The organism is Pseudoalteromonas sp. L1 (assembly GCF_021728095.1).
In the GTDB taxonomy this organism is placed as follows: domain Bacteria; phylum Pseudomonadota; class Gammaproteobacteria; order Enterobacterales; family Alteromonadaceae; genus Pseudoalteromonas.
In genome coordinates, this window is sequence record NZ_JAKKCT010000001.1 from 172,308 (window position 1) to 195,772 (window position 23,465).

The following is a 23,465-nucleotide window of genomic DNA, read 5'->3' on the forward strand; positions in this document are numbered from 1 at the left end:
GGACACTGAAATGTTAGAGAAATACCTAGATTTTGTTTTTAAATATCCAAAATCGATACTGGCGATATTGTCGCTTATTACCGTTTATTTTTTTATCGCTTCGGCTAATCTCAGTGAGGATAACAACCCTTACTTTTTACCTAAAGATCACCCTGCACGCAGTACTATTTTTGATTTGCGCGATGAGTTTACCGGAACATATGACTCTGTCATGATCGCTTTGCATAACGAAGATACGGTGTTTAATCAGGCATCAATTAACGCTATTTTTGACTTATCTCGTGCCGCAGAGCGAATGAACTATGTTGATGAAACAGATGCTCAAATGCTTCAAGATCTTAAAGCTGATCATCCTGAAAATAGCGAGTTAGTGGCAAGTATTGATGAAATTCTTGCAGATGGTATGACCCCAAGTGATGGCTTGATTGCGCGTGAGTTGCTTAATCGCGCAGTTGAGTGGCAGTTAACAGCTAAACAGCAACGTAACTTAAGTGTGTTTGCCGAGCGAGTAGACCCTGTAAGAGAAATGGCAGGATTGTCGTCGACTGAAAATGTATTTTTAGACGAATACGGCACTATGTTCGCACAAGAAACGGTGAATAAGAGAAATCAAGATATCGAGTTTGTAAAAAATGCAGTCATAGATAATGAGTTAATTGAATATGGCCCAATCTCTCCAGATGGCAAAGTCGCGCTTATTGTTGTTGAGTTAAGTATTTTAGAAGACGATGCAACAGGGCAAGTGCGCGCCTATGAGGCATTCAAGCAACTGGTTGCAGATTATCAAATTGCTCACCCAGAGTTAAAAGACGATATTTATATTAGTGGTGTGCCAGTCTTTTTTGCAGCTCAAAAGCAGGTAATAGACCATGATTTTGCGACCTTGCTACCCATTGTTCTACTGTTGATAACCGTTATTTTAGCTGTATTTTTCAGAACTATTTTAGGGGTTATTATCCCGTTAATTAATGTTGTGATGTGTACCATATGGACCATGGGTATGATGGCTGTGGTAAACGCTCCATTGGATGTAATTACGGCTATTTTACCTGTTTTTCTAATCACGATTTGTTTATCGGATGCCATTCATGTCATGGCTGAGTATTATCATCAGAAAAAGATTGTTAAATCACGCTTAGTTGCAATTCGCAGTGCAATGATACTCATGGCTTCTCCTGTTGTTTTAACGACAATTACAACGTGTTTAACGTTTATTGTGTCAACCTCATCAAGTATCGAGAGCCTCAGAAACTTTGGGTTATTCATTTCATTCGGTATGTTTGTAGCCTTAATTATTTCACTCTTATTAATCCCTGCATTACTGGCTCTTTTTCCGAAAAAAGACATTTTTAAACAGCAGCACGCGCAAAGTAGTAGTGACGTTAGTAAAAAGTACTTTATAAGTCGATTATTAGTCGCTGCACTGACGCCTGTCATGGCAAATAGAAAAATGTTTACAGTCATTTTCATTGGCTTATTTATTGGGTCTGGCTTTTTAGCGTCAAAGGTTCGAGTTGACGACATGGGTTCTGGTTATTTTCCAAAACAAAGTGATTTTCGTATCTCAGATGATTTTATAAATAATCATATAGCAGGCACGAGCCCTGGTTGGATCGAAGTAGATACCGGCAAAGATAATGGCGCTTTAACAGTTGAAATCAGTCACTTCATTGACCGTTTAGAGCAGCATATCCATCAGCATGAAACAGTGAACTATAGTTATTCTCTGGCACGTTATGTGAGACGAATAAACTACACGCTTAATGATTTTAACCCTGAATATAACCGTCTACCAGAAGATGTTGAACGCTTTATTGAGATTGATGAAGACACACAAGAGCCCTATGAGATCAGCATTTCAGGGAGCGACATTATTAGGCAGTCTATTCTTATGTTTGAAAATAGTGGTGGTTCAGATGTAACGAATGTATTGAGTGAAGATTTCTCTAAAACAGTATTACTCTATACGCTAGGGACCACGGTGGCTAATGATTATCAAGCATTTTTAGATCATACCTTACCGTGGATCGAAGCAAATAAACCAGAGGGTGTCACCATTACCCACGCGGGCTCCCCTATTATTTGGACCGCGGTGTTAGATGCCTTGGTTAAGAGTCAAACGGTCAGTGCATCGATAGCATTATTAACTGTTTTACTTGTGATGATGGCTTGGTTTAGATCGATACGTCTTGGTTTAGCTGGAACACTACCGTTATTATCAACGGTGATGATCTACTTTGCGCTTATGACGCTGTTAAATATTGAGCTAAATATTGGTACTGCCATTATTTCATTCTTAGTACTGGGGATTGTTGATTATTCAGTGCATTATATATTAAGAATTCAGCATGAAATTAAGAATGGTTTTACAATCAATCATGCGCTGGTAAATGCAATGAGAGTAAGTGGTCGCGCAATTATTGCAAATGTCTTAGTGTTTAGTATTGGCTTTATCGCGTTATTATTTTCACAGCATCAAGCCCTTATCGACCTAGGAGCCTTAGTTGGTTTATCGCTGCTCATTAGTGGCTTAGTCACGCTGTTTGTTATTACTTTATTTGCGCCGTGGTTCTTTAAAGACCAGTTAAACGCATCGCAATTGAGCAGGACAATGGCCGTAATGAATGAGGCCAGAACATAAGTTTTTAATCTACCCACGTACTTTGTCGTTGCGCTTTCGTTTAATAATAGCGAAAGCGCATCGATGGAGTACTTTTTTGAGTGCATTGTGCATACCTCTGGCACAGCAACTACACTTACCAAATTAGCCTAATTTAGCAACATACAAAGTGCTATCTCATAGTGTCTGCGAAAAGAATAAAAATCTCGTTATTAACATGATTTGGCCATAATTCATGCTTTTTAATCTTAATTTTGAAAAAATTTAGAACTTTTTTATATCCCGAATAATAAGCCTAATAACAATCGCTTAGCTGAAGTGAGTGATGCCGTTTTGTTGTTGTTTACAATTTGTCAACCTTGAATTGCCAAGATGATTACCTTAACCTTTATTTTAATTGAACGTTCAATCAATAAAAAATTATGCCGAAAGTTGGAATGGAACCTGTTCGTCGTCAGCAGTTAATTGACGCCACAATAGAGTCGGTTGCAGAGCTTGGTTTGCAAGGCACCACCATAAATAGCATTAGTAAAAAGGCAGGCTTGTCGTCTGGCATTATCAGTCATTATTTTGGTGGTAAGCAGGGCTTAATTGAAGCCACTGTGCGTTATTTATTGACGAGTTTAAAGCAAGCTCTGATGAATCAAGTAACGGCGCAGACCAGCCCAGAGCAACGATTAATGTTTATCGTTGAAGCAAACTTTTCGCGCATTCAGCAGCAAAGCAATAACACCAAAACCTGGTTGAGCTTTTGGGCGCATTCAATGCACGACGCCCAGTTGCATCGCTTACAAAACGTAAATAGTAAACGTTTATTTAGTAACTTATTAAGTTCATTCAAACAGTTAATGAGCGATAGCGATGCCAACTTAGCTGCTGAGTTAAGTGCAGCCATGATCGATGGTTTATGGCTAAGAGCCGTATTAAGTAAGTCAGACCAAGATCAATTCGAACATTGTGAGCAATTAGCTAAAGACTACATTCGTTCACTGATAAAACAGTATGGAGCCTAAAATGACCACACCTGTTTACGAAAATTTTATTAATGGCCATTTTCTAAAGAATCAAACTGGCGATACCTTTGCAGTTAAGAATCCTGCAACGGATGAAGTGATTTATCACGTTGAAATCGCTGATGAGTTTATTCAAAACGCGGCAATCGAAAGCGCAAAACAAGGGTTTGCAGCATGGTCTGCAATGACGCCAATTGAGCGTAGCCGTATTTTATTAAAAGCCGTGGCAATCTTACGCGAACGTAACGATGAACTGGCAAAAGTAGAAGTACTTGATACGGGTAAGCCTTGGCAAGAAGCTGAGTGTGTCGATGTTGAAACAGGTGCTGATGTTATCGAATATTTTGCTGGTCTTGCTCCTGCGCAAGTGGGTCAGCAGCAAATGGTTGGCAATGATTTTTACTACACACGTAAAGAGCCTTTAGGTATTTGTGCCGGTATTGGCGCATGGAACTACCCACTACAAATTGCGTGTTGGAAATCAGGCCCTGCACTGGCTGCGGGTAATGCGGTTATTTTCAAACCTTCTGAAGAAACACCACTTGGTGCAATTAAACTTGCAGAGATTTTCATCGAAGCGGGTGTACCTGCTGGCGTATTCAACGTTGTGCAAGGTGCTGCTGAAGTAGGGCAATGGTTAACAGCAAACCCAAATATTGAAAAAGTGTCGTTCACTGGTGAAGTGGGCACAGGCAAAAAAGTAATGGCAAGTGCTGCTGGTTCACTGAAAGATGTGACCATGGAGCTTGGCGGTAAGTCACCGTTATTAGTTTTTGATGATGCTGATGTATCACAAGCTGTTAGTGCGGCAATGCTAGGTAATTTTTATACGCAAGGCGAAATCTGCACTAACTGTACGCGCATTTATGTGCACAAAAATGTTTATCAGCAGTTTATTGATGAGCTGAAAACACGCACTGAGCAAAATATTATTGCTGGCGATCCAATGGATCCTGAGGTGAATTTAGGGGCGCTTATCTCTAAAAAGCACCAAGAGCTTGTACTTAGCTATATCGATAAAGGTATTCAAGAAGGTGCAACCTTATTAACCGGCGGTAAGGCTCTGTCACCTGCATCAGCACCTAGTGGCTACTTTGTTGAACCGACTGTTTTTGTCGACTGTAAAGACGACATGACCATAGTGAAAGAAGAGATCTTTGGCCCAGTAATGAGCGTGTTGGTGTTTGATGATGAAGATGACGTTATTCAGCGTGCAAACGATACCCACCTAGGCTTAGCCGCAGGTGTGTTCACTAAAGATATTCAGCGCGCACACCGCGTGATCCACCAATTACAAGCCGGTATTTGTTGGATAAACAGCTATGGTAATTCACCTGCAGAAATGCCAGTAGGCGGTTATAAGCAATCAGGTATCGGCCGTGAAAACGGTATCGAAACCTTGGATCACTATACCCAAACTAAATCGATTTATGTGGGTATGAGCAATATAGAGAGTCCATTTTAATGAGTACACAGAACTATGATTACATCATAGTCGGTGCTGGCTCAGCAGGCTGCGTGTTGGCAAACCGACTATCAGCAGACCCTTCTAATAAGGTGTTACTACTTGAAACGGGTGGTAGCGATAAAAGCATTTTTATAAAGATGCCTACCGCGCTATCAATCCCAATGAATACCGACAAATATGCATGGCAATTTCATACTGAGCCAGAGCCATATTTAGATAACCGCCAGATGCACTGCCCACGAGGTAAGGTGTTAGGTGGCTCGTCATCGATTAACGGCATGGTGTATGTTCGTGGTCATGCCAAAGATTTTGATGAGTGGCAGCAACACGGTGCTAAGGGTTGGGATTACCAAGCATGCTTACCGTACTTTAAACGTGCTGAATCATTCTACTTAGGTGGTAACAGTTACCGTGGCGATAGCGGCCCATTGGGGGTTAATAACGGTAATGAAATGGCTAACCCGCTTTATAAAGCCTTTATCAAAGCGGGCCAACAAGCAGGTTATGCGCAGACTGATGACTACAATGCAGCCCAGCAAGAAGGCTTTGGGCCAATGCATATGACAGTTAAAGATGGCGTAAGAAGCTCTGCCAGCCGTGAGTATTTAGACCCAGTTAAGTCACGTAAAAACTTAACGCTAGTCACTGGTGCTTTAGCTGAAAAAGTTTTGCTAGAAGGCAAAAAAGCCGTTGGTGTTGAGTATTCAGTATCTGGCTCTAAGCAGCAAGCACTTGCAGCAAAAGACGTTATTTTAAGTGCGGGCCCAATTGGCTCACCGCATATTCTGCAATTATCAGGGATTGGTGATAAAGACATCCTGAGTGAAGCGGGTGTTGAGGTTAAACATCACTTACCAGGTGTTGGCCAAAACTTACAAGATCACTTGGAGTTTTACTTCCAATATAAGTGTAAGCAACCAATTACTTTAAACGGCAAATTAGGTCTTGTTTCAAAAGGGCTCATAGGTGCGCGTTGGTTATTAAACCGCTCAGGTTTAGGGGCAACGAATCACTTTGAATCATGTGCATTTATTCGCTCAAAACCGGGCGTTGAATGGCCAGATATTCAGTATCACTTTTTACCAGCTGCAATTCGTTATGACGGTAAGAGTGCCTTTGATGGGCATGGCTTCCAAGTTCATGTTGGTCATAACAAACCAAAAAGCCGTGGTGCAGTAACGATTAAGTCTGCGGATCCACAGGTTGCACCAAAGATCCAATTTAACTACTTACAGCATCAAGATGACATTGAAGGCTTTAGAGCTTGCGTACGTCTAACTCGTGAGATTATCGAACAAAGTGCGTTTGATGAGTATCGCGATGATGAAATTCAACCAGGTAAAGATGTTCAAAGCGATGCACAAATCGATGCCTTTGTTCGTCAAGCGGTTGAGAGTGCTTACCATCCGTCTTGTTCGTGCAAGATGGGTGAAGACGAGATGGCCGTGGTTAACTCGCAAACTCAAGTACACGGTATCGAAGGTTTACGGGTTGTGGATTCATCTATCTTCCCAACCGTTCCAAACGGTAATTTAAATGCGCCAACCATTATGGTGGCAGAAAAAGCGGCTGACCACATTTTAGGTAAGCCTGTGTTATCGGCATCAACTGCAGATGTTGCTATGGAAAAACAATGGCAATCAACGCAGCGTAGTTCGGAGATCTAATAAGGCCACCCGCAGTTTCGGCTGTGGGGCTTGCAGTGGCGCGCATCACGAGTTGTTTGTGATGCGTTAATGCGAGGAATAAAACTGGAGAAACAATGAAGTATTATTACTTATTTTGGGGGGGTAACTATGACCTTTTGGCTTAGTGCTGGCATCATTTTTACCCTGTTAGCAATTGCGGTTATTTTATTTAAATGGGGTACGGTAAGGTGTGTTGGCGTCACACCAGTTAGAACGTTTACGTTCATTGCAATTTTATTTACATCGGGCCTAGATGTTGGCTTGATTATGTTTCCACTGACAGAGTTTGCAGGTTATGCAGACATAAAAGCAAGCCCAGAGTATGCGTTTGCCAATCCATTAGCCATCGAGTTTGGTTTTTGGGGCTTCTTGATCTGGGGATTTTATTTCCTTACGTGCTTTTATTTCTGTGTAATAGAACCCAAAGTAAAGTTCTTCGAAATTGCTTGGGTAAAACTAATTAATAACATCGTTATTATTGGTACATGCGCATTTACTGCATTTTTACTGCTGTCGAATTTACCTTGGTATTTACCGTCGCTTGGTGATGGTGAGTCAATTATTCCGACATTTTACTTAATGGTGTTTGCAGCAATTTGCTTTGCTGTGTATTCGAGCACGGACATTAAGTATGTACGCTTTTTAAGTATTTCTACTACTTGGTTGTTTATCGCTTTAATTGCCTTTATGTGGTTTGGTGCCTTTGTGGGTTCTGATGCACAAACATCAGCGTTTGTTGATAACCTTGCGTTGATTGGTGGCTATTTTGGTAATATTGATGAATTTGTATTACCGCTGAATGATTACCATGCCTTTTATCTATTTTGGTGGTTTGCTTGGAGTATCATGATTGGTCAATTTACCTCGCGTTTTGTGGGTGGCCTAAAGACTTACCAAGTTCTGGCAGCCATGCTGATTTTCCCATCTATTCCAATCGCAATTTGGTTTAGCGTTTTATATCAATATCATGAAGCGGGTATTGCTACAGCAGGCCTGAAAAACATCGCTATGGTGTTTGTCGGTGTGGTGTTTGTGATCAACTCACTTGATTCTTTGATCCGTTTATACACAGATAACCTAAACTTAACGGTGAAACGTTTTGGTAAGTTTAATTATATTGCCTTAAATGTGGTGGCGCTTTCATTGTTGACCCTGTTGTTTAAGTTCGACTTTTTACAAATCCAATGGGTTGGTGCGTTAGTGATTGCGTTATTTTTTGGCTGCGCTGTGTTTATTGGCTACAGCAAGTTAAAAACGGTGAAAAATATCGAGGGTTCACCAAAAGACAACAAATTAGATTACACAAAAATAGAAACAGTTAGCTAAGGGGAAATCAACATGACAACAAGACAAACACTACTCGCAACAGCGTTGCCATTGGCATTATTATCGACATCAGCGATGGCTGATTTATCAACTACAGTGACACTTGCATCAGATTACACCTTTAATGGCGTGAGCCAAACGCAAAATGATCCTGCTATTCAAGGAAGTCTAGACTATGCGTTTGCAGACTCGGGTATGTATGTGGGGACGTGGGCCTCAAATGTGGATTTTGGTGAGGGGACAGATATCGAATGGGATGCGTATTTTGGTAACTACGCGCAGATTAATCAAGCATTGAGCGTTGATTATGGTATTGCCTACTATTCATATCATGGTGAAGGTCATTCAAGCGATGGTAACTACCCTGAGGTTTATACTAAATTTGGTTATGCCAGTAGCTTAGGACAAACTGAGCTTAACTTTTGGTATAGCTGGGATTACTTTGGTTCTGGCGCAGGGCATGTAATTTCTATGCTTGCGCATACCTTTGAAATTGCACCAAATCACGCAATCCGTGCAAGCTTTGATATTTCAAATTCACTTGATGGTGATAAGTACACATGGGATGGCAGTGATAAGTCATATAACCACTATCGTATAGCTTATCAAACAAGCTTTGCAGGTTTTGACTTTGAGCTTGCCGGTGAAAATACCAGCCTTGATTGGGATACCGCAGACGAGCGCATTGTTGCGTCTATCTCGCGTAGCTTTGATTTATAAATACAGTTTTATAAGTAAAGCTTTAGTAACGAAACGGCTAACCTTGGTTAGCCGTTTTTCTACTTGATAACTAGATTTCTTCGCCTTCATGCTGCATCGCTAAATCATCAAGCTCAGCAAGGGTGTAGTCAAAGCCGCTATTATCGACTTCGTAGCGTATTTTTACACCGAAACCACCTTGGCAGAGACTTGCGGTGACTTTAGCCACTGACCAGTGTTTAAGCTTGTTTAAAAACCGATTAGCGGTTTGCTGTGAGTCAAAGCGGTAACTGATTTGCGATTCCATCTTTTTACTAGCCTACAAATTTTTCCGAGAGTGTATGAAATTGCCTCGATTAAATCAATTGCTCGTTAAAGAATGCAAGTGTACGTTGCCATGAAAGCTCAGCTTGTTTTTCATCGTAACGCGATGTGGAGTCATTATGAAAACCATGATTCGCTTTTTCGTACATGTGCATAGTATAAGGTACTTGGTGGGCTTTTAAGTCACTTTCATATTCTGGCCAAGTATCATTCACGCGTTTATCGAATTCAGCTAAGTGGACAAGTAATGGTGCTTTTATGTTTTCTCTAAGCTCTTTAACAGCAGGGGTGCCGTAATAGGGGACGCCTGCATTAATGAGCTTGCTCTCAACAGCAGCGAGGTAGTTAACCATATAACCGCCAAAGCAAAAGCCTACCGCACCTAGTTTGCCATTACTGTTTGGATGTTCTTTTAAGTACTTCGCGGCGGCCACGAAATCTTGTTGGATTTTTTCTCTGTCCATTGAGCGCTGCATAGCACGCCCTTCATCGTCATTACCTGGATAACCGCCAAGTGGGTGCAATGCATCTGGGGCAAAGGCAATAAAACCCGCTTTAGCAAGGCGGCGTGCAACATCTTTAATGTAAGGGTTTAAACCTCTATTCTCATGGATGACTAATACGATAGGATGCTTGTCAGATAAGTTGGCGGGCTCAACTAAATAGCCTTTACCTTCACCGTGACCTTTGAATGAATTGAAGGTTTTGTAACTGGCTTTGATATCAGGATCATTAAAGGAGACCTGTTCAGCTAATGCATAGTTTGGCAACAAGGCACTACTGAGAACAGCCATTGAATAACCTAGTGCAACTAGGCCGCCTAGTTTTTTCATAAAGGTACGGCGGTCTATCAAGCCATGGGCGTATTCATCGTACCAATCAAATGCTTCTTGAGGAATGTGACGACTATGTTGGTTACTCATTGTTAGCTCCTTTATAATTGTGAGTATCAACATAGCTCAAAAAACAATCAATTAATAGCGCGATTTTTTGTTTCAATTAATACATCAATGAAATGGCGATGCCAAATTGCTTTAAACGCTTTATTGAATAAATACAAAAAGATGAGTGGCATTAACAATAACTTGAGAATGAGTAATGATAATAGGTTAAGAAAGTCGATAAAAAGATCTTCAACGGCTGCTACCATATTTCCTATCCCTGTGGTAACGGTGTCGATAATTTTACTCACTTTACTCGCATCATTTGTGTTGAGTTGCTCATTTATTTCCACGAGTTGCTGGTTTAGCGCATCTTTTTCTTGATTAAGTGTCCCTTGTTGAGCGGATAAAGCGTGTAGCTTAGTTGTTATTTGCTGTTTTTTGGCGAGCAGCGGCTTAGCTTGTTCAAGTTCAGTAAACGTTAAACGCTCAGAAAGGCTGCGTGTAGACTGAATAGTGTCAATCTGGGAATCCAGTTCTGCCAGTTGCAGTTTTAACTCAGTCGCTTGCTGGTGGTTTGTTATCTGTTGTTGATTCAAGACATCGAGTTTATCGAACACGGCTTGCTTTTGACTATCAACTTTAGCTTTGAGTTGTGCTGATAATGCAGAAGTTTGTGTAGCATTAGCGCTGACAGTATCAACTTTTTCACTGACCAGTTGGCTTTGTGAGTTAATTTGTTCATCTAAAAAAACTTGGCTGATAAGTCCTGTGCTTAAGACGATAGCGGGAACGAGAAAGCGAATTAAAATAAGGCTTGCCAGAAGTTTGTGGCGAAGATTTGGATAGATATTGCGCCATTCACAAAAAAGGTAAGCAATGACTGAAATAGTAAATACGCTATTAAAAATCACACCAGATGAGATCGTGTATAAAATTCGCTGTAAAAATAGTGAACCTATTGCAAGGCGCATAGCATCTGACATGTACTCAGCCAGATCATTAACAGGATCAAGTAGTTGTGCTGGCTGAATACTCGCAATACCAATGCCCACTTCGGCAGATTGTAATAACGAAATAGCGGCGTTAATTGTACGAGACGAGGCATACACCACGGTTGACTGCACTAAAGCGCTATCGATAAAACTCATTATATAATGTTGGAACTGCTCTAACCAGCACAGTAACAAGAGTACAAAAAGACCTAAATACTTTATAATGTGCTGTTTACTAAGCATACTACCCCCGAAGTTTAAATACCTGACTCACGCTACACCAATTATGACTAAGATTGAATTATTTTAGGTATTAACTGTCAATGAATTGCTATTAATCTTTGTTGAGGAAATATGAAAGAATCTGCATCAATTGGACAGTGCCGCGCTGAAGATTTAGACCCAGTCCAAGACTTAGGGCGTTTAGTGTCTTATTTACGCTCCAACTTAGTTACGCATCTTGATAACGCTCTTGAAGATAAAGAGCTAACATCAGCTCAATATATTGTGGTGGTATTACTTGCACGAGGTAAAGTAAACACTTTAGCTGAGCTATGTGAGCACATGGTGTACGACCGTGGGGCCATGAGTCGTTTAATCACTCGCCTAGAAGATAAAGGGTTGGTCGCTAAAAAACAGTCAGTTGAAGATAGGCGTTCAACTCTTTTATGTCTTACAGAGAAAGGCCAACAGCTTTACCCTGAAATTTTACCCGCAGTTAATGAGATATATCGAAAAGCGCTCGCTGGCTTCTCTGAACTAGAGCAAAATCAACTTGCTAGCTTGTTGTTTAGAGCAATTCATAATTTAAAAGCATAAATTTCTCTAAGCGGTACATTGTCGCCGCTGACGCATTTTGATAATATAGTTGCCTAGGCATTTAATTTTAACAAGTGACAGGTTGCTATGTTCGAATCATCTTTGCTCGCGCAGCTTCAGGCTCAATTCCCTACTCATCAATTTAGCCATGAAAGCTTGTCTATTGTTCATACCGGTCGGTTCGCTAATGCCATAGTTTATCGTTACAAAGACTCGCAGTTTGATTTCATTATCAAAGACTTTCAGCATAGTCCTTGGTGGGTAAGAAAAACCATTGCGCCGCTTTTTATTAATCAAGAGTACAAGGGACTCGCACGCCTGCAAGATGTAGACGGAGTAGTAGATAATTTTTGCCGTTTATCGCCAATTGCTATTGCTTATGACTTTATTGAGGGCACACCACTTAAGCAGCTTGCCCAACAGCAAGCACATTTGCCAGCTCGTTTTTTCAAAGACTTCGAACGTATGGTAGCGAAAATGCACCGTCGTGGCGTGGTACACCTTGATTTACGTAATCTGGGTAATGTGATTTGTTCAAAAGAGGGTAAGCCTTATATTATTGATTTTCAGTCGGCGATTCGTTTTTCACGCTTTCCGCGTTGGTTACAGCGTTTTATGCGTGGTGCTGATATGAGTGGGGTTTATAAAGCGTGGCAAAAACTGGCAGGTGACTCATTACCACAGGCGAAGGCTGATTATTTGCATGACTTTAATCATGTGCGTAAACGTTGGATTTTTAAAGGCTACCCTTTGCATCGTGCGTATGTGTGGTGCGGTGGCGTGGTGACACAGATATTAAATTCTGAGTTTATTCGCAGTATTTTAGAACGATTTTAAAAAGCGCGTTTGCACGCGCTTAGTGGGGAGAACTAGTATTTAGGCCAGCCATTCGCATCCCAATTAAGGGTGCTGATGAGCAATTTGGGTGTGCCATTATCGCCTGCATCATAAGCATGACGAACAATTACATCGGTATTTAGAATGTCCTGTCCACCAGGCCCTACCCATTGGCTATTACCCGCATCAAGAATGCTACCGCCGCTGGCTAACATGTCGGTGCCATTTTTATCTAGATACGGACCTCGAATGTCGGTAGAGCGCCCGTAAGCAATACGGTATGTGCTATTTGTGCCATCACAGCATTTGCCAACCGACACAAACAAATAGTAGTAGCCTTGGCGATACACTATGGTCGGCGCTTCAATACCACCTGAGCGACTTGCTAATGAGTAGATTTGACCAAATGGTTTCATTGTCATTGGGTTAATACGCGTTAGTTTAATACCCGAATTCCATGAGCCAAATGCAAGCCAAGGTGCACCATCTTTTGCCACCACAAGATCAGGGTCAATCGCGTTGTAATCATTGCTATTAGTCGTGTTAATGACTAAACCATCATCACGCCAATCACCGGTTGCTACACTGCTTGCTGAGGTAAGGCCAATTGCACTGACACGTGAACCAAAGGTCGAAATAGCATAATAGAGCCAGCTGCGGCCATTGTAGCTTTTTAATTCAGGCGCCCAGACATCAATTCCATCATGATCTGGCACATAGTTACTCCACCAACTCAAACCATTTGAAAAAATTGGCAGCGCATCATTCCAATCCACGCCATTGCTTGAATATTTACCGTAAATACCTGGGCCTGTTTGAAATATCCACCAAGTACCATTCTCGTAACCAATGGTAGGATCGTGGGTAACTAAATTGCCTGTGAGTGGCCAATGATCAGCAGCACCATTGGTGGTCGATGGATCAAAGGGAGTGGATTCAACATTGGCAAGTTTGGTGAGTTGCCATTGCTGCGCATCGCTGCCGTTGTAGCTCCACTGACTAATGTTCGCGCCATCGTTACCATCGAATCCATATAAGTCGAGAGCCTTACCACTGTTTAAGTTAATAAAGCTAACATAACCGCTGCCTTCATCATTAATTTGCCAGTGTTGGCTAGCAATGTTTGCATATTCATACTGCACCACATTACCGCCATCGGCCGTTGAAAAATCAAACACTTCGAGGGCTTTACCACTGTTTAAGTTAATAACCGAATAGTTGCTGCCACCTATGTTGGTAATTAACCAGCGCTGCGTGTCGTGATTTGTGTCAGCCCACTGACTGACATTCGCACCATCATTGGTTTGCGCGCTAGCTACTTCTACAAACTTAGCGCTGTACTTTGATTTAATCGTGTATACGCCATTATCAATCGCATAAGCACTGGGAAGTATGAGTGTTGTTGCAAAGCTGAGCGCTGCAAGCGCTTTTCTTGAAAGTATCATTGTGTCTCCAAATCATTGTTATTGAGCTTTCCTTGTGTGTTTAGCTCCTTGGATGAGTTCTGACCAACATCAATTGAAGGCATTGATGTTGATAAAAAACTATTTATAATACTTTATTATATTATTACTTTTGTAAAGGTGTTGAATGAAAATAATTAACAAAAATTTTACTTTTGATTGTTTTGGAGGAGATAAAGGTTTTTTCAGAGATATAAAAAAGCCACTCGGTGAGTGGCCTTTCAGATATTATTGACTAATAAACTGGCTGGGAATATCCCATTTGAGGGTATGCAGTTGGCCTTGCCAAGTTTGTATGGTGATCCACAGTTTATCATCTGCTGAGATGGTTTTAGGAGCTATCGCGTGGGCATGCTGACCGTGACTGGTGCCATGCATTATGCCTTCTTCATCTTTTGCAAATACTGTTAGTGGTAAAGGTGCTTGGCCAATATTTAAATATGCCTGACGAACATTGCTTATGTCACCTTGATTAAAGGCGATAAAGAAATCTTTAACATACTCATTGTGGTGTGAGTAAGGAGCATCTTCATTCAGTGGCATTGGCGCGATTTTAAATTCGCCCACTTGTTGCTCTTGCCAAAGTGCAGGAAACTGAGGGTTTAATGACTGATAAATAAACCACACAGGCAAAGCGAGTACCACAGCATGTAAAACATACTTTTTACGTTGCCACCAAGTCGCTTGTAAACGAGCCATTAGTTTGCCTCCTGAACGTTATTTACTGGCGCAGCCTGACGCGCTTTTACTGGTTTATTATTAACTAATTTAGCGGCATACATCATAAAGCCAGTGATTGACATACCACTTAAAATCAAACCAAAGATAAACCAAATAACCTTTGTCCACAGGCCGCCAATATTACCGTAATGAAGTGGATCAGTTATATGCGAAATGGTTTGTAGCCCCGACATTGTTTCAGGACTTTTACTTGCTGCAATTTCACCCGTCCAAGGATTGATTGACGTTGAGTAAGCGTAGTTATCGTAGAAGATAGTATCGCCACTGCCCATAATATTAAACATGCCGCGGTTATGCTCTGGTAGCATCACATAGCTAGGTTTGAAATCTGGGTATTTCTCTTTGGTAATAGCCAGTGCCGCTTTTAAATCGGTAGGCGGTGTTTGTTTGTCCGCAGGTAAAGTTGAAACCGCCACTAGCGGCGCGTGCTCTTCTATGTCTATTTCGTTATGCCACATGATGGCTTGTACTAAATACCACAGGCCTGTGAGTGCCATTACTGCCATAAACCAAATTGACCACACGCCACTTAGGGTATGTAAATCTTTAAGAAAGGTTTTTTTACCTTGATTAAAACGCAGCTTAGGTTGACTGAATGCACGCCAAAAGTTTTTATAAATCACTAAGCCTGTTACTAGTGCACCTAAAATGACAAACGCCATGGCGCTGACTAAGTAGTAACCTATGCTGTAGCCTTCTTGCCAAGGAAAGAATAGCCAGCCGTGTAGGGTACGCATAAATTCGATGAATGAGATAGTGTCATTAACCGCTTGTACTTCGCCTGTGTATTGATTGACGTAAGCCACAGCATAAGGTTTGTCGGTATCAGTGAAAATAACCGCATTAACCAAGTAAGGCTCATAGGTGAGCACACTCATTACATCGGCGGTCGGGTAGGCTTTCTCAACGCTATTAATAACTTGATCAACCCCCAGTGCAGGTAAGTCATTTGGGTTGTTTGCACGTGCTTCACTGTTAGTAAGCCAAGTAAGCTCATGGCTTATCACAGACACAGTGCCTGTGACACAGATAAAGCAAAATAGCACCCATACTGGGAGCGAAAACCAACCATGTAGTTGGAACCAAAGACGTTTACTCATGGTAAAAATAGCCCGACGTTAATTGATGATAGTAATTGTTATCATTTAAATTGTACTACAATCTTTTGAACAAACACAATCTCTGTCGACAAGCTGCAAAAAAGGCGCCTTAAGCGCCTTTATCATTAGTTTGATTGAGAGTAACAATCCGTTGTGGGAAAGGTATTTCGATATCCGCCCCTTGGATTGCCTTAAATACATTACGATTTATCGCTAATTTAGTCTCAATAATTTTGGTGGTTGGTACCCAAAAACGATAGCTCAAGGTGACACCGCTTTCGGCAAAGCGCTCAATACCGACTTGTGAGTGTGGTGTATCGGCAACCAGCTCATGATCGTTTAAAACGGTCTCGATCAGCTCAATAGCCAAGTCAGCATTTGCATCATAAGCTATATCAATTTCGCCTTTTACGAGTGAATAGCTAAACGAGTTATGCAGAATTTCGCCAACAATATGTTTGTTAGGAATGGTGATTTCGACTTTTTCTTCGTTAATCAAAATAGTGTAGCCGAGCTCAATTGTTTTAACTTGTCCGCTCACCCCTTTTACTTCAATTGTATCGCCTACTACAAAAGGCCGCGTTGCAATAATTGCAAGCCCTGCACCATAATTTGAAAGCATTCCTTGCAGTGCTAAACCTGCACCTAATGAGGCGGCACCTATAGCAGCCACAAAAGGAGTAACACTGATGCCTATTTTACCCAGCGCAATAATGAGGAACATGATGATCAGCAAGACTTTTATAACATTGCTGATAAAGTTTGTGAGGGTAATATCTATATTATGGCGCTGCATTAAGGCTGCCACCATATTTGATACTTTTTGTGAAATCCACAAGCCAAATACCAAAATTAAGATCGCACCCACTATTTGCATGCTGTAGGTCACTAAATATTCGGTGATCAGGTTATAGTATTTTTCCACTTGTTGTAATTCTGCGTCAATCATGGCTTTTCCTAACAAGGTTTACTGCTGGTCATTACTATATCAGATGTTGAATGGCGGGGTAGAGTAAGGGGACGATTAAAGCGCTTAATAGCGCACTCAATGCCATAGCTACAGATGCAAAAGCGCCAGCCTTCGGTTGCTCTGTTATAAGAGAAGCAGTGCCAATAGCATGACAAGCAGTGCCAATTGCGACACCTTTAGCTTGTGCATTATGTATATTTATTAGCGAGAAAATTAAATTACCGAAAATTGCCCCAAGTACACCAATAAAAATCACCATAGCCGCTGCTAAAGAAGGAATACCGCCAAGTGCATCGGTAACCAGTAAAGTGATAGGTGTGGTTACTGACAAACTAGCCAAGGATGCACTAAGTTCTGCAGGCGCGGAAAACAAAGCGCAAATAATCGATGCAACCAGCGTGGCATTGATTACCCCTAAACTGCAACTTATCAGAATTAACAGTAGATTCTTTTTAACATGTATAAACTGCTGATAAAGCGGTAGAGCTAAAGCCACAATAGCGGGTTCAAGTAACCAACTTAGCACATTAGTGTGCTCAGCGAATGGAGCGTAGGGGAGTTTGAGTATCATTAAACACGCTGCAATTAGCACAATTGCCCAGCAAACTGGGTTGGTAAGTGCTTTTGCAATAGCATGGTGTGTTTTAGTGTTTAAAAAACGCAGTGCTAGGAAAAGAGCAATAACTAATGGAACGCTTAACCACCAAAAGCTAGCTGTCATTTTCACGCCCCTTAAAGTAAGCGATAACAGAGCCAATCAATACAACGCTTGTCAGTGGCACAACAATAAAGATAGTCAGTAATAAAGGCCAGTGCTCAGCAATTAAACCTAAGTGTTCAATAATCCCGACCCCCGCAGGAATAAAAAACAATGGCATATAATTGAGTAAAGGGCTGGCTGTCGGCTTTAAATGGTGCTCTTTTACTATACCTGTTAAAAGTAATACGAGTAACAAGACCATACCGAGTAATGGAGCTGGAAAACTGCTTTCAAACAAAGCCGTTAAATACTTAGCAACGGCTAAACAAGCAAGAATAATGGCGCTACTGATTAGGTATTTCATGAGTCAGGATAATTGCGAATAAAGTACAACTACATCATACCCTTGTCAGCTGTACTATGCGACTTTAGCTTACCATGATTTAGCATTATTAAATTGGACATCTTCAGCGCCTTTGGCTTTCGCAATTGCCTTTTTGGTATTCGGATTCATTAGTAAGCGAATTTGGCTCCAAGTTTCTTTAGCAAGAATTTTACGTTGCTGTGAGCGATAGCTTTGCTGAGTAATGCGTTTAATTGCTGCGAGTGTATCGGGTGAGCGGGCCATCAATGTTTCAAGTACAGCATCGGTTTGTTTATCGACATCATCAGTCAGTTGCGTAACCAAGCCATATTCTTTAGCGTCTTCAGCCGAAACGGGCCCTGCATGGCTTGCAAGCCAAAGTGCTTGGTCACGCTTCATTAAGCCTGCAAGCACAACGTTAGCCCCCATATCAGGACACAAACCCCAGCGAGCCTCCATAATTGCTAACTTTGCGTTTTTATCGACAATACGGTAATCAGCCCCGAGCGCGATTTGCATACCGCCGCCAAAGCAATGCCCGGTAATTTTAGCTATCACCGGGATACTTAAGTCTTGCCAACCTAACACCACTTTTTGCGCGAGGTTTTGGTTTCCTGGTAACCACTTGAATAATAGTTTGATGATATTACTCGGCTTTTTCATCACCGCAGCAACATCAAGCCCAGAGCAAAAGTGCTCGCCTTCGCCAGAGATCACCACAGCACGCAAACTACGATCGTTTTTAATTTTTTTGATTACATTTGAAAGCTCCACAAACATAGCAAAACTGAGTGCATTTTGTTTCTCGGCACGGGCAAGGCTAACCCAAGCGACCTGTTGTTTTATTTCTAGTTTTATCATGGTAACTCCTCTGACCTGTTTGCTAGAGCTTACGAACTAATCACATGTATGTAAAGAAATGCTGATGTGTGACAAAGAATTAGGTGATTTATTAAAAAAGAGTAACTTCGTCATATATTTGGTTACAAATTGATGTATATTTTTAAAACAAAGATGCTGGTTTACAGCTAGTTCGGTTTTGCGATTAATAAGATACTGCTTCAAATTTTCGCAAAATCCCATGACACGACTAGACTTAGCTTTAAGTCGCGCTACAAGGAGTAAAAAATATGCTGATGCGCAATACACAACGCATGCAAAAGCTATCAACTGAATCTATAACAACAACAGTATATGCATTGGCATTAAGTGTCTTACTTACAGGTTGTTCAGATGACAAGTCTCAGCAGCAAGCAACACCACCCCCTGCTGTCTCTGTATACAATGTAAATACACAAGAGGTCGGTAACTACCGCGAATTTGTAGCACGAACCGAGGCATTTCAAGAGGTTAAAATTAGAGCGCGAGTTGAAGGTGAGCTTATTGAGCGTCACTTTGACGAAGGTTCGTCTGTTGAAAAAGATCAGTTATTACTTCGTATTGACCCTTCAGAGTATCGTTCAACGGTCACTGAAGTTGAAGCTGATTTAAAAAGCCGTATCGCAGCGGCCAGTGCAGCTGAGCGAGATTTAAAGCGCGGCAAAGATGTTGCGTCACAAGGGTTTATTTCTCAATCTGACCTCGACAAATTAACGACCAATTTTGAGCAAGCAACTGCGGCGGTTAAAGCGGCAGAAGCAGAGCTTGAGAAAGCGAAGTTAAATTTAAGCTATACCGAAATTAAAGCGCCATTCAGTGGGCGCATTGGTAAAGTAAATTATGATGTTGGCAATATTGTTGGGCCATCATCAAATGAACTTGCAGAGCTGACAGATGTTAACCCTATCTATGTGAGTTTTCAGGTAGAAGAGGCAGATTACATTAGTTATCGTCAACAGCACCAGACACCGTCAGGTCGCGACCCGCGAGATGTACCAATAGATTTAACACTACGCTTACCGAATAATTCGACCTTTCCTGCAAAGGGTGTATTAGATTTTGCTGATACTAAAATTAACCGTAATACTGGTACGGTTGAACTTAGAGCCTCGTTTGATAATCCCGATGGTATTGTGATGCCAGGGTTATTTGTCACTTTAATCGTAGAGAGTACCAATAAAAAAGAACTTGCACTGATCCCACAAGTCGCCGTGCAAGAAAATCAACAGGGTAAATTTGTACTGGTTGTTGGTGATGATAATAAAGTCGCCATGCGTATTGTTGAACTTGGCCGCCGTATCAATGCCATGTGGGTGGTTGAATCAGGTCTTGAAGCTGGGGAAAAGGTGATTATTGAAGGCCTGCAAAAAGTACGGCAAGGTGCAGAAGTTAAGGCTGTGGAAAAGAAAGTAGATGCCACAACAGGCACTATTTCTAATAAAGCAAACTCTTAGGAGTATGAGATGATTAGCAAAACATTTATATCTCGCCCTAAGTTTGCACTGGTTATATCTATTGTTATTACGATTGCGGGCTTAATATCGATGGCTTTATTGCCGGTTAATATGTACCCGCAAATCACCCCGCCACAAGTACAAATTACAGCCAGTTATCCTGGTGCGAGTGCGCAAATAGTCGAAGAGTCCGTTATTAGACCTATTGAAGAACAGGTCAATGGGGTTGAAGATATGATGTATATCGAGTCAACTTCATCTAATAACGGTACTGCGAATATAACCGTTTACTTTAAAGTCGGCACTGATACGGACATAGCACAGGTTAATGTGCAAAATCGTGTCGCACTGGCTGAGTCAGGTTTGCCTGAAGAAGTGAAGCGTCAAGGGGTGTCGGTTAAGAAAAAATCAAGCTCAATGCTTTTAGGTATTAACCTTTATTCAAGCAAAGATAATATTGATGCTATTTTTCTAAGTAACTACGCGACAAATTATTTAACTGAGCCTTTAGGGCGTATCAATGGTGTGGCCTCAGCAGAGGTTATGGGGGAGCAGACGTACTCGATGCGATTATGGCTGCGTCCCGATAGAATGGCTTCTTTAGAGTTTACGGTGGCGGAAGTACAAGCTGCGTTACAAGAGCAAAACACCATAGTGGCGGCCGGTAAGTTGGGTGCGGCACCAACAGGGCCTAGCCAGCAATTTGAATACTCAATTCAGGCGAAGGGGCGTTTAAAGACACCAGAGGAGTTTGGTCAAACTATTATTCGCGCAAATAAAGATGGTAATTTTGTGCGTTTAAATGATATCGCGCGCATTGAAATGGGAGCCGCGAGCTACAGTACGACCGCCAAATTAAACCAGCAAGATACTGCGTTTATTGTTATTTATCAGCTAACTGAGGCGAATGCGACACAAGTTGCTACCGATGTTAAAGCGCGTATGGAGGAGCTAGCAAAGCAGCTACCTGATGGTATTGAGTACTCAATTCCTTATGATACAACTGAATTTATTAACCGTTCAATTGAAGAAGTGGTAATAACACTTGTACAAGCCGTTGGTTTGGTTATTTTAGTGGTGTTTTTGTTTTTGCAAAATTGGCGCGCAACACTGATTCCTACCGTTGCGATTCCGGTGTCTTTGGTGGGTACCTTCGCATTTATGATGATGATGGGTTATTCCATCAACCTAATTACGCTTTTTGGTTTGGTGCTGGCAATCGGGATTGTGGTTGATGATGCTATTATCGTTATCGAAAATGTTGAGCGGATCCTAAAAGAAGAAAAACTACCAATAAAAGAAGCCGTTACTAAAGCAATGGAGCAGGTATCAGGCCCCATTGTTGCAACCACCCTTGTGTTATTAGCGGTATTTGTGCCTGTTGGATTTATGCCAGGGATCACCGGAGAGCTTTATAAACAATTCTCCGTAACGATTTCATTCGCTGTACTTATTTCATCTGTTAATGCACTTACTTTAAGTCCTGCGCTGTGTGCTTTGCTATTAAATGAAAAAGCTATGAAACCAATAAAGTGGTTGGCTCCTTTCGAAAATGTGATCACACGCTCAACCAGCGGGTATAGCAAAGTAATTAATTTTATCTTAAAGCGCTCTGCGCGAATGGCACTTTTCGCTGTGGTGATTTTTGCTGCCGCAGGGTGGCTTGTAAAAACGGTTCCTACAGGATTTGTACCAGCAGAAGATCAAGGCTTTTTGTTCGTTGATGTGCAGTTGCCAGACGCAGCAGCAAGTAATCGTACTCAAGAGGTGATGCATAAATTAGGGGATATTGTAAAAAATGAACCCGCAGCGACTGATTTTATAGCTGTGTCTGGGTTTTCCTTACTAGGTGGTGCAGGTTCAAATAATGCATTAGGGATTGTGGTGTTAAAAGACTGGGAAGAGCGAACTAGCTCTGAGCTTGGTTTGCGTGCGGTACTAACACGTTTAATGGGGCAGTTTTGGGCGATGCCAGATGCACAGATAATGGCATTTAACCCCCCATCAATCCCAGGGCTAGGTACCAGTGCTGGTTTTGAATTTAGGTTGCAAGATAGTGAAGGGCGTGAGCCCGCTGAGCTTGCCCAGGTATTAAATGGACTTATTTATGAGGCAAATCAGCGTCCAGAGCTTTCTAATGTATACAGCACATTTAGAGCAAATGTGCCGCAATACTTTTTAGAGATTGACCGCAATAAGGCCAAGGCCCAAGGGGTGGCACTTAGCGATATTTTCTTAACTTTACAGGCACAATTAGGATCATTGTATATTAATGACTTTAATCAATTTAGTCGCACATACAGAGTGATCATGCAGGCGGAGAGTCGTTTTCGTCAAAACCCTGCCGACTTACAATATTACTATGTGCGTAATGATGAAGGTGCAATGGTGCCGCTTACCACGCTTGCTAAGCTTGAGCCAATCCTTGGCCCAACCAGCTTAACGCACTTTAATTTATACCGCAGTGCGAGTATTAGCGGGCAGCCCGCAGCGGGTTACTCAAGTGGTGATGCGATAAAAGTCATGCAAGAATTAGCTGAGCAGCTGCCAACGGGTTATGTTTATGAATGGGCTGGGCAATCTAAACAAGAAATAGAAGCAGGTAATGTTGCACCGATTCTATTTGGTTTAGCGGTTGTTTTTGTTTATTTATTCTTAGTCGCACAATATGAAAGTTGGACGATTCCATTTTCGGTCATTGCGGCCGTACCACTGGCGTTATTTGGTGCAATGCTTGCGTTATATGTAATTGGTATGGAAAACAATATCTATGCACAAGTGGGTCTTGTGTTGTTAATTGGCCTATCAACTAAAACTGCTATTCTGATCGTTGAGTTTGCTATGGAAGAACGCTCAGCGGGTAAAGGAATTCTCGAAGCAGCATTAAATGCGGCGAAAATGCGTTTTAGAGCGGTGCTAATGACAGCCCTCTCGTTTGTGCTTGGCGTATTACCTTTAGTATTTGCAAGCGGTGCAGGCGCTGGAAGTCGAATATCACTGGGTGTAACTGTGCTGTTCGGTATGTTAGCTGCTACGATATTTGGTACATTGTTGGTGCCATTATTTTATACCCTTGTGCAGGGGATGCGTGAAAAAATAAAAGGGCAAGCATCTTCATAGCCTT

20 protein-coding genes are annotated in these 23,465 nt (G+C 41.6%); 10 read left to right on the plus strand and 10 right to left on the minus strand.

The features are described 5' to 3' along the window. The first annotated feature begins 10 nt into the window (after nt 1–10). The 6 genes from L3V38_RS00775 (at nt 11) to L3V38_RS00800 (ending at nt 8,835) form a co-directional block, all read left to right on the plus strand. The gene (locus tag L3V38_RS00775) at nt 11–2,641 is read left to right on the plus strand and encodes an MMPL family transporter (protein ID WP_237118084.1); all 2,631 of its coding nucleotides are present in this window, start codon (nt 11–13) and stop codon (nt 2,639–2,641) included. Between the two features lie 401 nt (nt 2,642–3,042). After that, nucleotides 3,043–3,633, plus strand: a complete 591-nt coding sequence (betI, locus tag L3V38_RS00780) for a transcriptional regulator BetI (RefSeq protein WP_237118085.1) — start codon at nt 3,043–3,045, stop codon at nt 3,631–3,633. A 1-nt stretch (nt 3,634) separates the two neighbouring features. After that, complete coding sequence (betB, locus tag L3V38_RS00785) at nt 3,635–5,098, plus strand: betaine-aldehyde dehydrogenase (RefSeq protein ID WP_237118086.1); 1,464 nt, start codon at nt 3,635–3,637, stop codon at nt 5,096–5,098. Continuing rightward, nucleotides 5,098–6,768 (plus strand): choline dehydrogenase, encoded by a 1,671-nt coding sequence (gene betA, locus L3V38_RS00790; protein ID WP_237118087.1) that lies wholly within the window; start codon nt 5,098–5,100, stop codon nt 6,766–6,768. Before betB ends, betA begins: the two co-directional genes overlap by 1 nt. Before the next feature lie 129 nt (nt 6,769–6,897). Continuing rightward, complete coding sequence (locus L3V38_RS00795) at nt 6,898–8,115, plus strand: BCCT family transporter (RefSeq protein ID WP_130150399.1); 1,218 nt, start codon at nt 6,898–6,900, stop codon at nt 8,113–8,115. Between the two features lie 12 nt (nt 8,116–8,127). Further along, on the plus strand, nt 8,128–8,835 hold the full coding sequence (locus tag L3V38_RS00800; protein ID WP_237118088.1) for a TorF family putative porin: 708 nt from the start codon (nt 8,128–8,130) through the stop codon (nt 8,833–8,835). Between the two features lie 70 nt (nt 8,836–8,905). Here L3V38_RS00800 and L3V38_RS00805 read toward each other — a convergent pair whose 3' ends face one another. From L3V38_RS00805 to L3V38_RS00815, 3 genes are read right to left on the minus strand one after another with little or no spacing between them, the layout of a single operon-like run. Then, complete coding sequence (locus L3V38_RS00805; RefSeq protein ID WP_237118089.1) at nt 8,906–9,121, minus strand: hypothetical protein; 216 nt, start codon at nt 9,119–9,121, stop codon at nt 8,906–8,908. A 49-nt stretch (nt 9,122–9,170) separates the two neighbouring features. Then, on the minus strand, nt 9,171–10,061 hold the full coding sequence (locus L3V38_RS00810) for a dienelactone hydrolase family protein (RefSeq protein ID WP_237118090.1): 891 nt from the start codon (nt 10,059–10,061) through the stop codon (nt 9,171–9,173). Between the two features lie 47 nt (nt 10,062–10,108). After that, nucleotides 10,109–11,257 (minus strand): hypothetical protein, encoded by a 1,149-nt coding sequence (locus tag L3V38_RS00815; RefSeq protein WP_237118091.1) that lies wholly within the window; start codon nt 11,255–11,257, stop codon nt 10,109–10,111. Between the two features lie 111 nt (nt 11,258–11,368). Between L3V38_RS00815 and L3V38_RS00820 the strand changes: the two genes are divergently transcribed. Both L3V38_RS00820 and L3V38_RS00825 read left to right on the plus strand, forming a co-directional pair. After that, entirely contained in the window at nt 11,369–11,833 is a 465-nt protein-coding gene (locus L3V38_RS00820; RefSeq protein ID WP_130150404.1) for a MarR family transcriptional regulator, read from the plus strand. 87 nt (nt 11,834–11,920) lie between these two features. Then, nucleotides 11,921–12,670 (plus strand): RIO1 family regulatory kinase/ATPase, encoded by a 750-nt coding sequence (locus tag L3V38_RS00825; RefSeq protein ID WP_130150405.1) that lies wholly within the window; start codon nt 11,921–11,923, stop codon nt 12,668–12,670. A 32-nt stretch (nt 12,671–12,702) separates the two neighbouring features. On the opposite strand, the gene L3V38_RS00830 is transcribed toward L3V38_RS00825, so the two are convergent. From L3V38_RS00830 to L3V38_RS00860, 7 genes are all read right to left on the minus strand, one after another. Next, nucleotides 12,703–14,115, minus strand: coding sequence for a family 43 glycosylhydrolase (locus L3V38_RS00830; RefSeq protein ID WP_237118092.1), 1,413 nt, complete (start codon nt 14,113–14,115; stop codon nt 12,703–12,705). Nucleotides 14,116–14,361: 246 nt separating this feature from the next. Then, nucleotides 14,362–14,832 (minus strand): hypothetical protein, encoded by a 471-nt coding sequence (locus tag L3V38_RS00835; protein ID WP_237118093.1) that lies wholly within the window; start codon nt 14,830–14,832, stop codon nt 14,362–14,364. Then, entirely contained in the window at nt 14,832–15,983 is a 1,152-nt protein-coding gene (locus L3V38_RS00840) for a PepSY-associated TM helix domain-containing protein (protein WP_237118743.1), read from the minus strand. The genes L3V38_RS00835 and L3V38_RS00840 overlap by 1 nt, the downstream gene beginning before the upstream one ends. A 100-nt stretch (nt 15,984–16,083) precedes the next feature. After that, complete coding sequence (locus tag L3V38_RS00845) at nt 16,084–16,923, minus strand: mechanosensitive ion channel domain-containing protein (protein ID WP_237118094.1); 840 nt, start codon at nt 16,921–16,923, stop codon at nt 16,084–16,086. A gap of 34 nt (nt 16,924–16,957) precedes the next feature. Further along, the gene (locus tag L3V38_RS00850) at nt 16,958–17,665 is read right to left on the minus strand and encodes an LrgB family protein (RefSeq protein WP_237118095.1); all 708 of its coding nucleotides are present in this window, start codon (nt 17,663–17,665) and stop codon (nt 16,958–16,960) included. After that, the gene (locus L3V38_RS00855; RefSeq protein ID WP_237118096.1) at nt 17,655–18,008 is read right to left on the minus strand and encodes a CidA/LrgA family protein; all 354 of its coding nucleotides are present in this window, start codon (nt 18,006–18,008) and stop codon (nt 17,655–17,657) included. The genes L3V38_RS00850 and L3V38_RS00855 overlap by 11 nt, the downstream gene beginning before the upstream one ends. A gap of 69 nt (nt 18,009–18,077) precedes the next feature. After that, on the minus strand, nt 18,078–18,869 hold the full coding sequence (locus tag L3V38_RS00860) for a crotonase/enoyl-CoA hydratase family protein (protein ID WP_130150412.1): 792 nt from the start codon (nt 18,867–18,869) through the stop codon (nt 18,078–18,080). A 269-nt stretch (nt 18,870–19,138) separates the two neighbouring features. On the opposite strand from L3V38_RS00860, the gene L3V38_RS00865 reads away from it, so the two are divergent. Next, nucleotides 19,139–20,341: an efflux RND transporter periplasmic adaptor subunit gene (locus tag L3V38_RS00865; RefSeq protein WP_237118097.1), complete on the plus strand. Its 1,203-nt coding sequence runs from the start codon at nt 19,139–19,141 to the stop codon at nt 20,339–20,341. Nucleotides 20,342–20,350: 9 nt separating this feature from the next. After that, nucleotides 20,351–23,461, plus strand: coding sequence for a multidrug efflux RND transporter permease subunit (locus tag L3V38_RS00870; RefSeq protein WP_237118098.1), 3,111 nt, complete (start codon nt 20,351–20,353; stop codon nt 23,459–23,461). Nucleotides 23,462–23,465 lie beyond the last annotated feature (4 nt).

Coding starts and splice junctions, on each gene's coding strand:
- L3V38_RS00775 (WP_237118084.1), top strand. CDS start 11: ATGTTAGAGAAATACCTAGATTTTGTTTTTAAATATCCAAAATCGATA.
- betI (WP_237118085.1), top strand. CDS start 3,043: ATGCCGAAAGTTGGAATGGAACCTGTTCGTCGTCAGCAGTTAATTGAC.
- betB (WP_237118086.1), top strand. CDS start 3,635: ATGACCACACCTGTTTACGAAAATTTTATTAATGGCCATTTTCTAAAG.
- betA (WP_237118087.1), top strand. CDS start 5,098: ATGAGTACACAGAACTATGATTACATCATAGTCGGTGCTGGCTCAGCA.
- L3V38_RS00795 (WP_130150399.1), top strand. CDS start 6,898: ATGACCTTTTGGCTTAGTGCTGGCATCATTTTTACCCTGTTAGCAATT.
- L3V38_RS00800 (WP_237118088.1), top strand. CDS start 8,128: ATGACAACAAGACAAACACTACTCGCAACAGCGTTGCCATTGGCATTA.
- L3V38_RS00805 (WP_237118089.1), bottom strand. CDS start 9,121: ATGGAATCGCAAATCAGTTACCGCTTTGACTCACAGCAAACCGCTAAT.
- L3V38_RS00810 (WP_237118090.1), bottom strand. CDS start 10,061: ATGAGTAACCAACATAGTCGTCACATTCCTCAAGAAGCATTTGATTGG.
- L3V38_RS00815 (WP_237118091.1), bottom strand. CDS start 11,257: ATGCTTAGTAAACAGCACATTATAAAGTATTTAGGTCTTTTTGTACTC.
- L3V38_RS00820 (WP_130150404.1), top strand. CDS start 11,369: ATGAAAGAATCTGCATCAATTGGACAGTGCCGCGCTGAAGATTTAGAC.
- L3V38_RS00825 (WP_130150405.1), top strand. CDS start 11,921: ATGTTCGAATCATCTTTGCTCGCGCAGCTTCAGGCTCAATTCCCTACT.
- L3V38_RS00830 (WP_237118092.1), bottom strand. CDS start 14,115: ATGATACTTTCAAGAAAAGCGCTTGCAGCGCTCAGCTTTGCAACAACA.
- L3V38_RS00835 (WP_237118093.1), bottom strand. CDS start 14,832: ATGGCTCGTTTACAAGCGACTTGGTGGCAACGTAAAAAGTATGTTTTA.
- L3V38_RS00845 (WP_237118094.1), bottom strand. CDS start 16,923: ATGATTGACGCAGAATTACAACAAGTGGAAAAATACTATAACCTGATC.
- L3V38_RS00850 (WP_237118095.1), bottom strand. CDS start 17,665: ATGACAGCTAGCTTTTGGTGGTTAAGCGTTCCATTAGTTATTGCTCTT.
- L3V38_RS00855 (WP_237118096.1), bottom strand. CDS start 18,008: ATGAAATACCTAATCAGTAGCGCCATTATTCTTGCTTGTTTAGCCGTT.
- L3V38_RS00860 (WP_130150412.1), bottom strand. CDS start 18,869: ATGATAAAACTAGAAATAAAACAACAGGTCGCTTGGGTTAGCCTTGCC.
- L3V38_RS00865 (WP_237118097.1), top strand. CDS start 19,139: ATGCTGATGCGCAATACACAACGCATGCAAAAGCTATCAACTGAATCT.
- L3V38_RS00870 (WP_237118098.1), top strand. CDS start 20,351: ATGATTAGCAAAACATTTATATCTCGCCCTAAGTTTGCACTGGTTATA.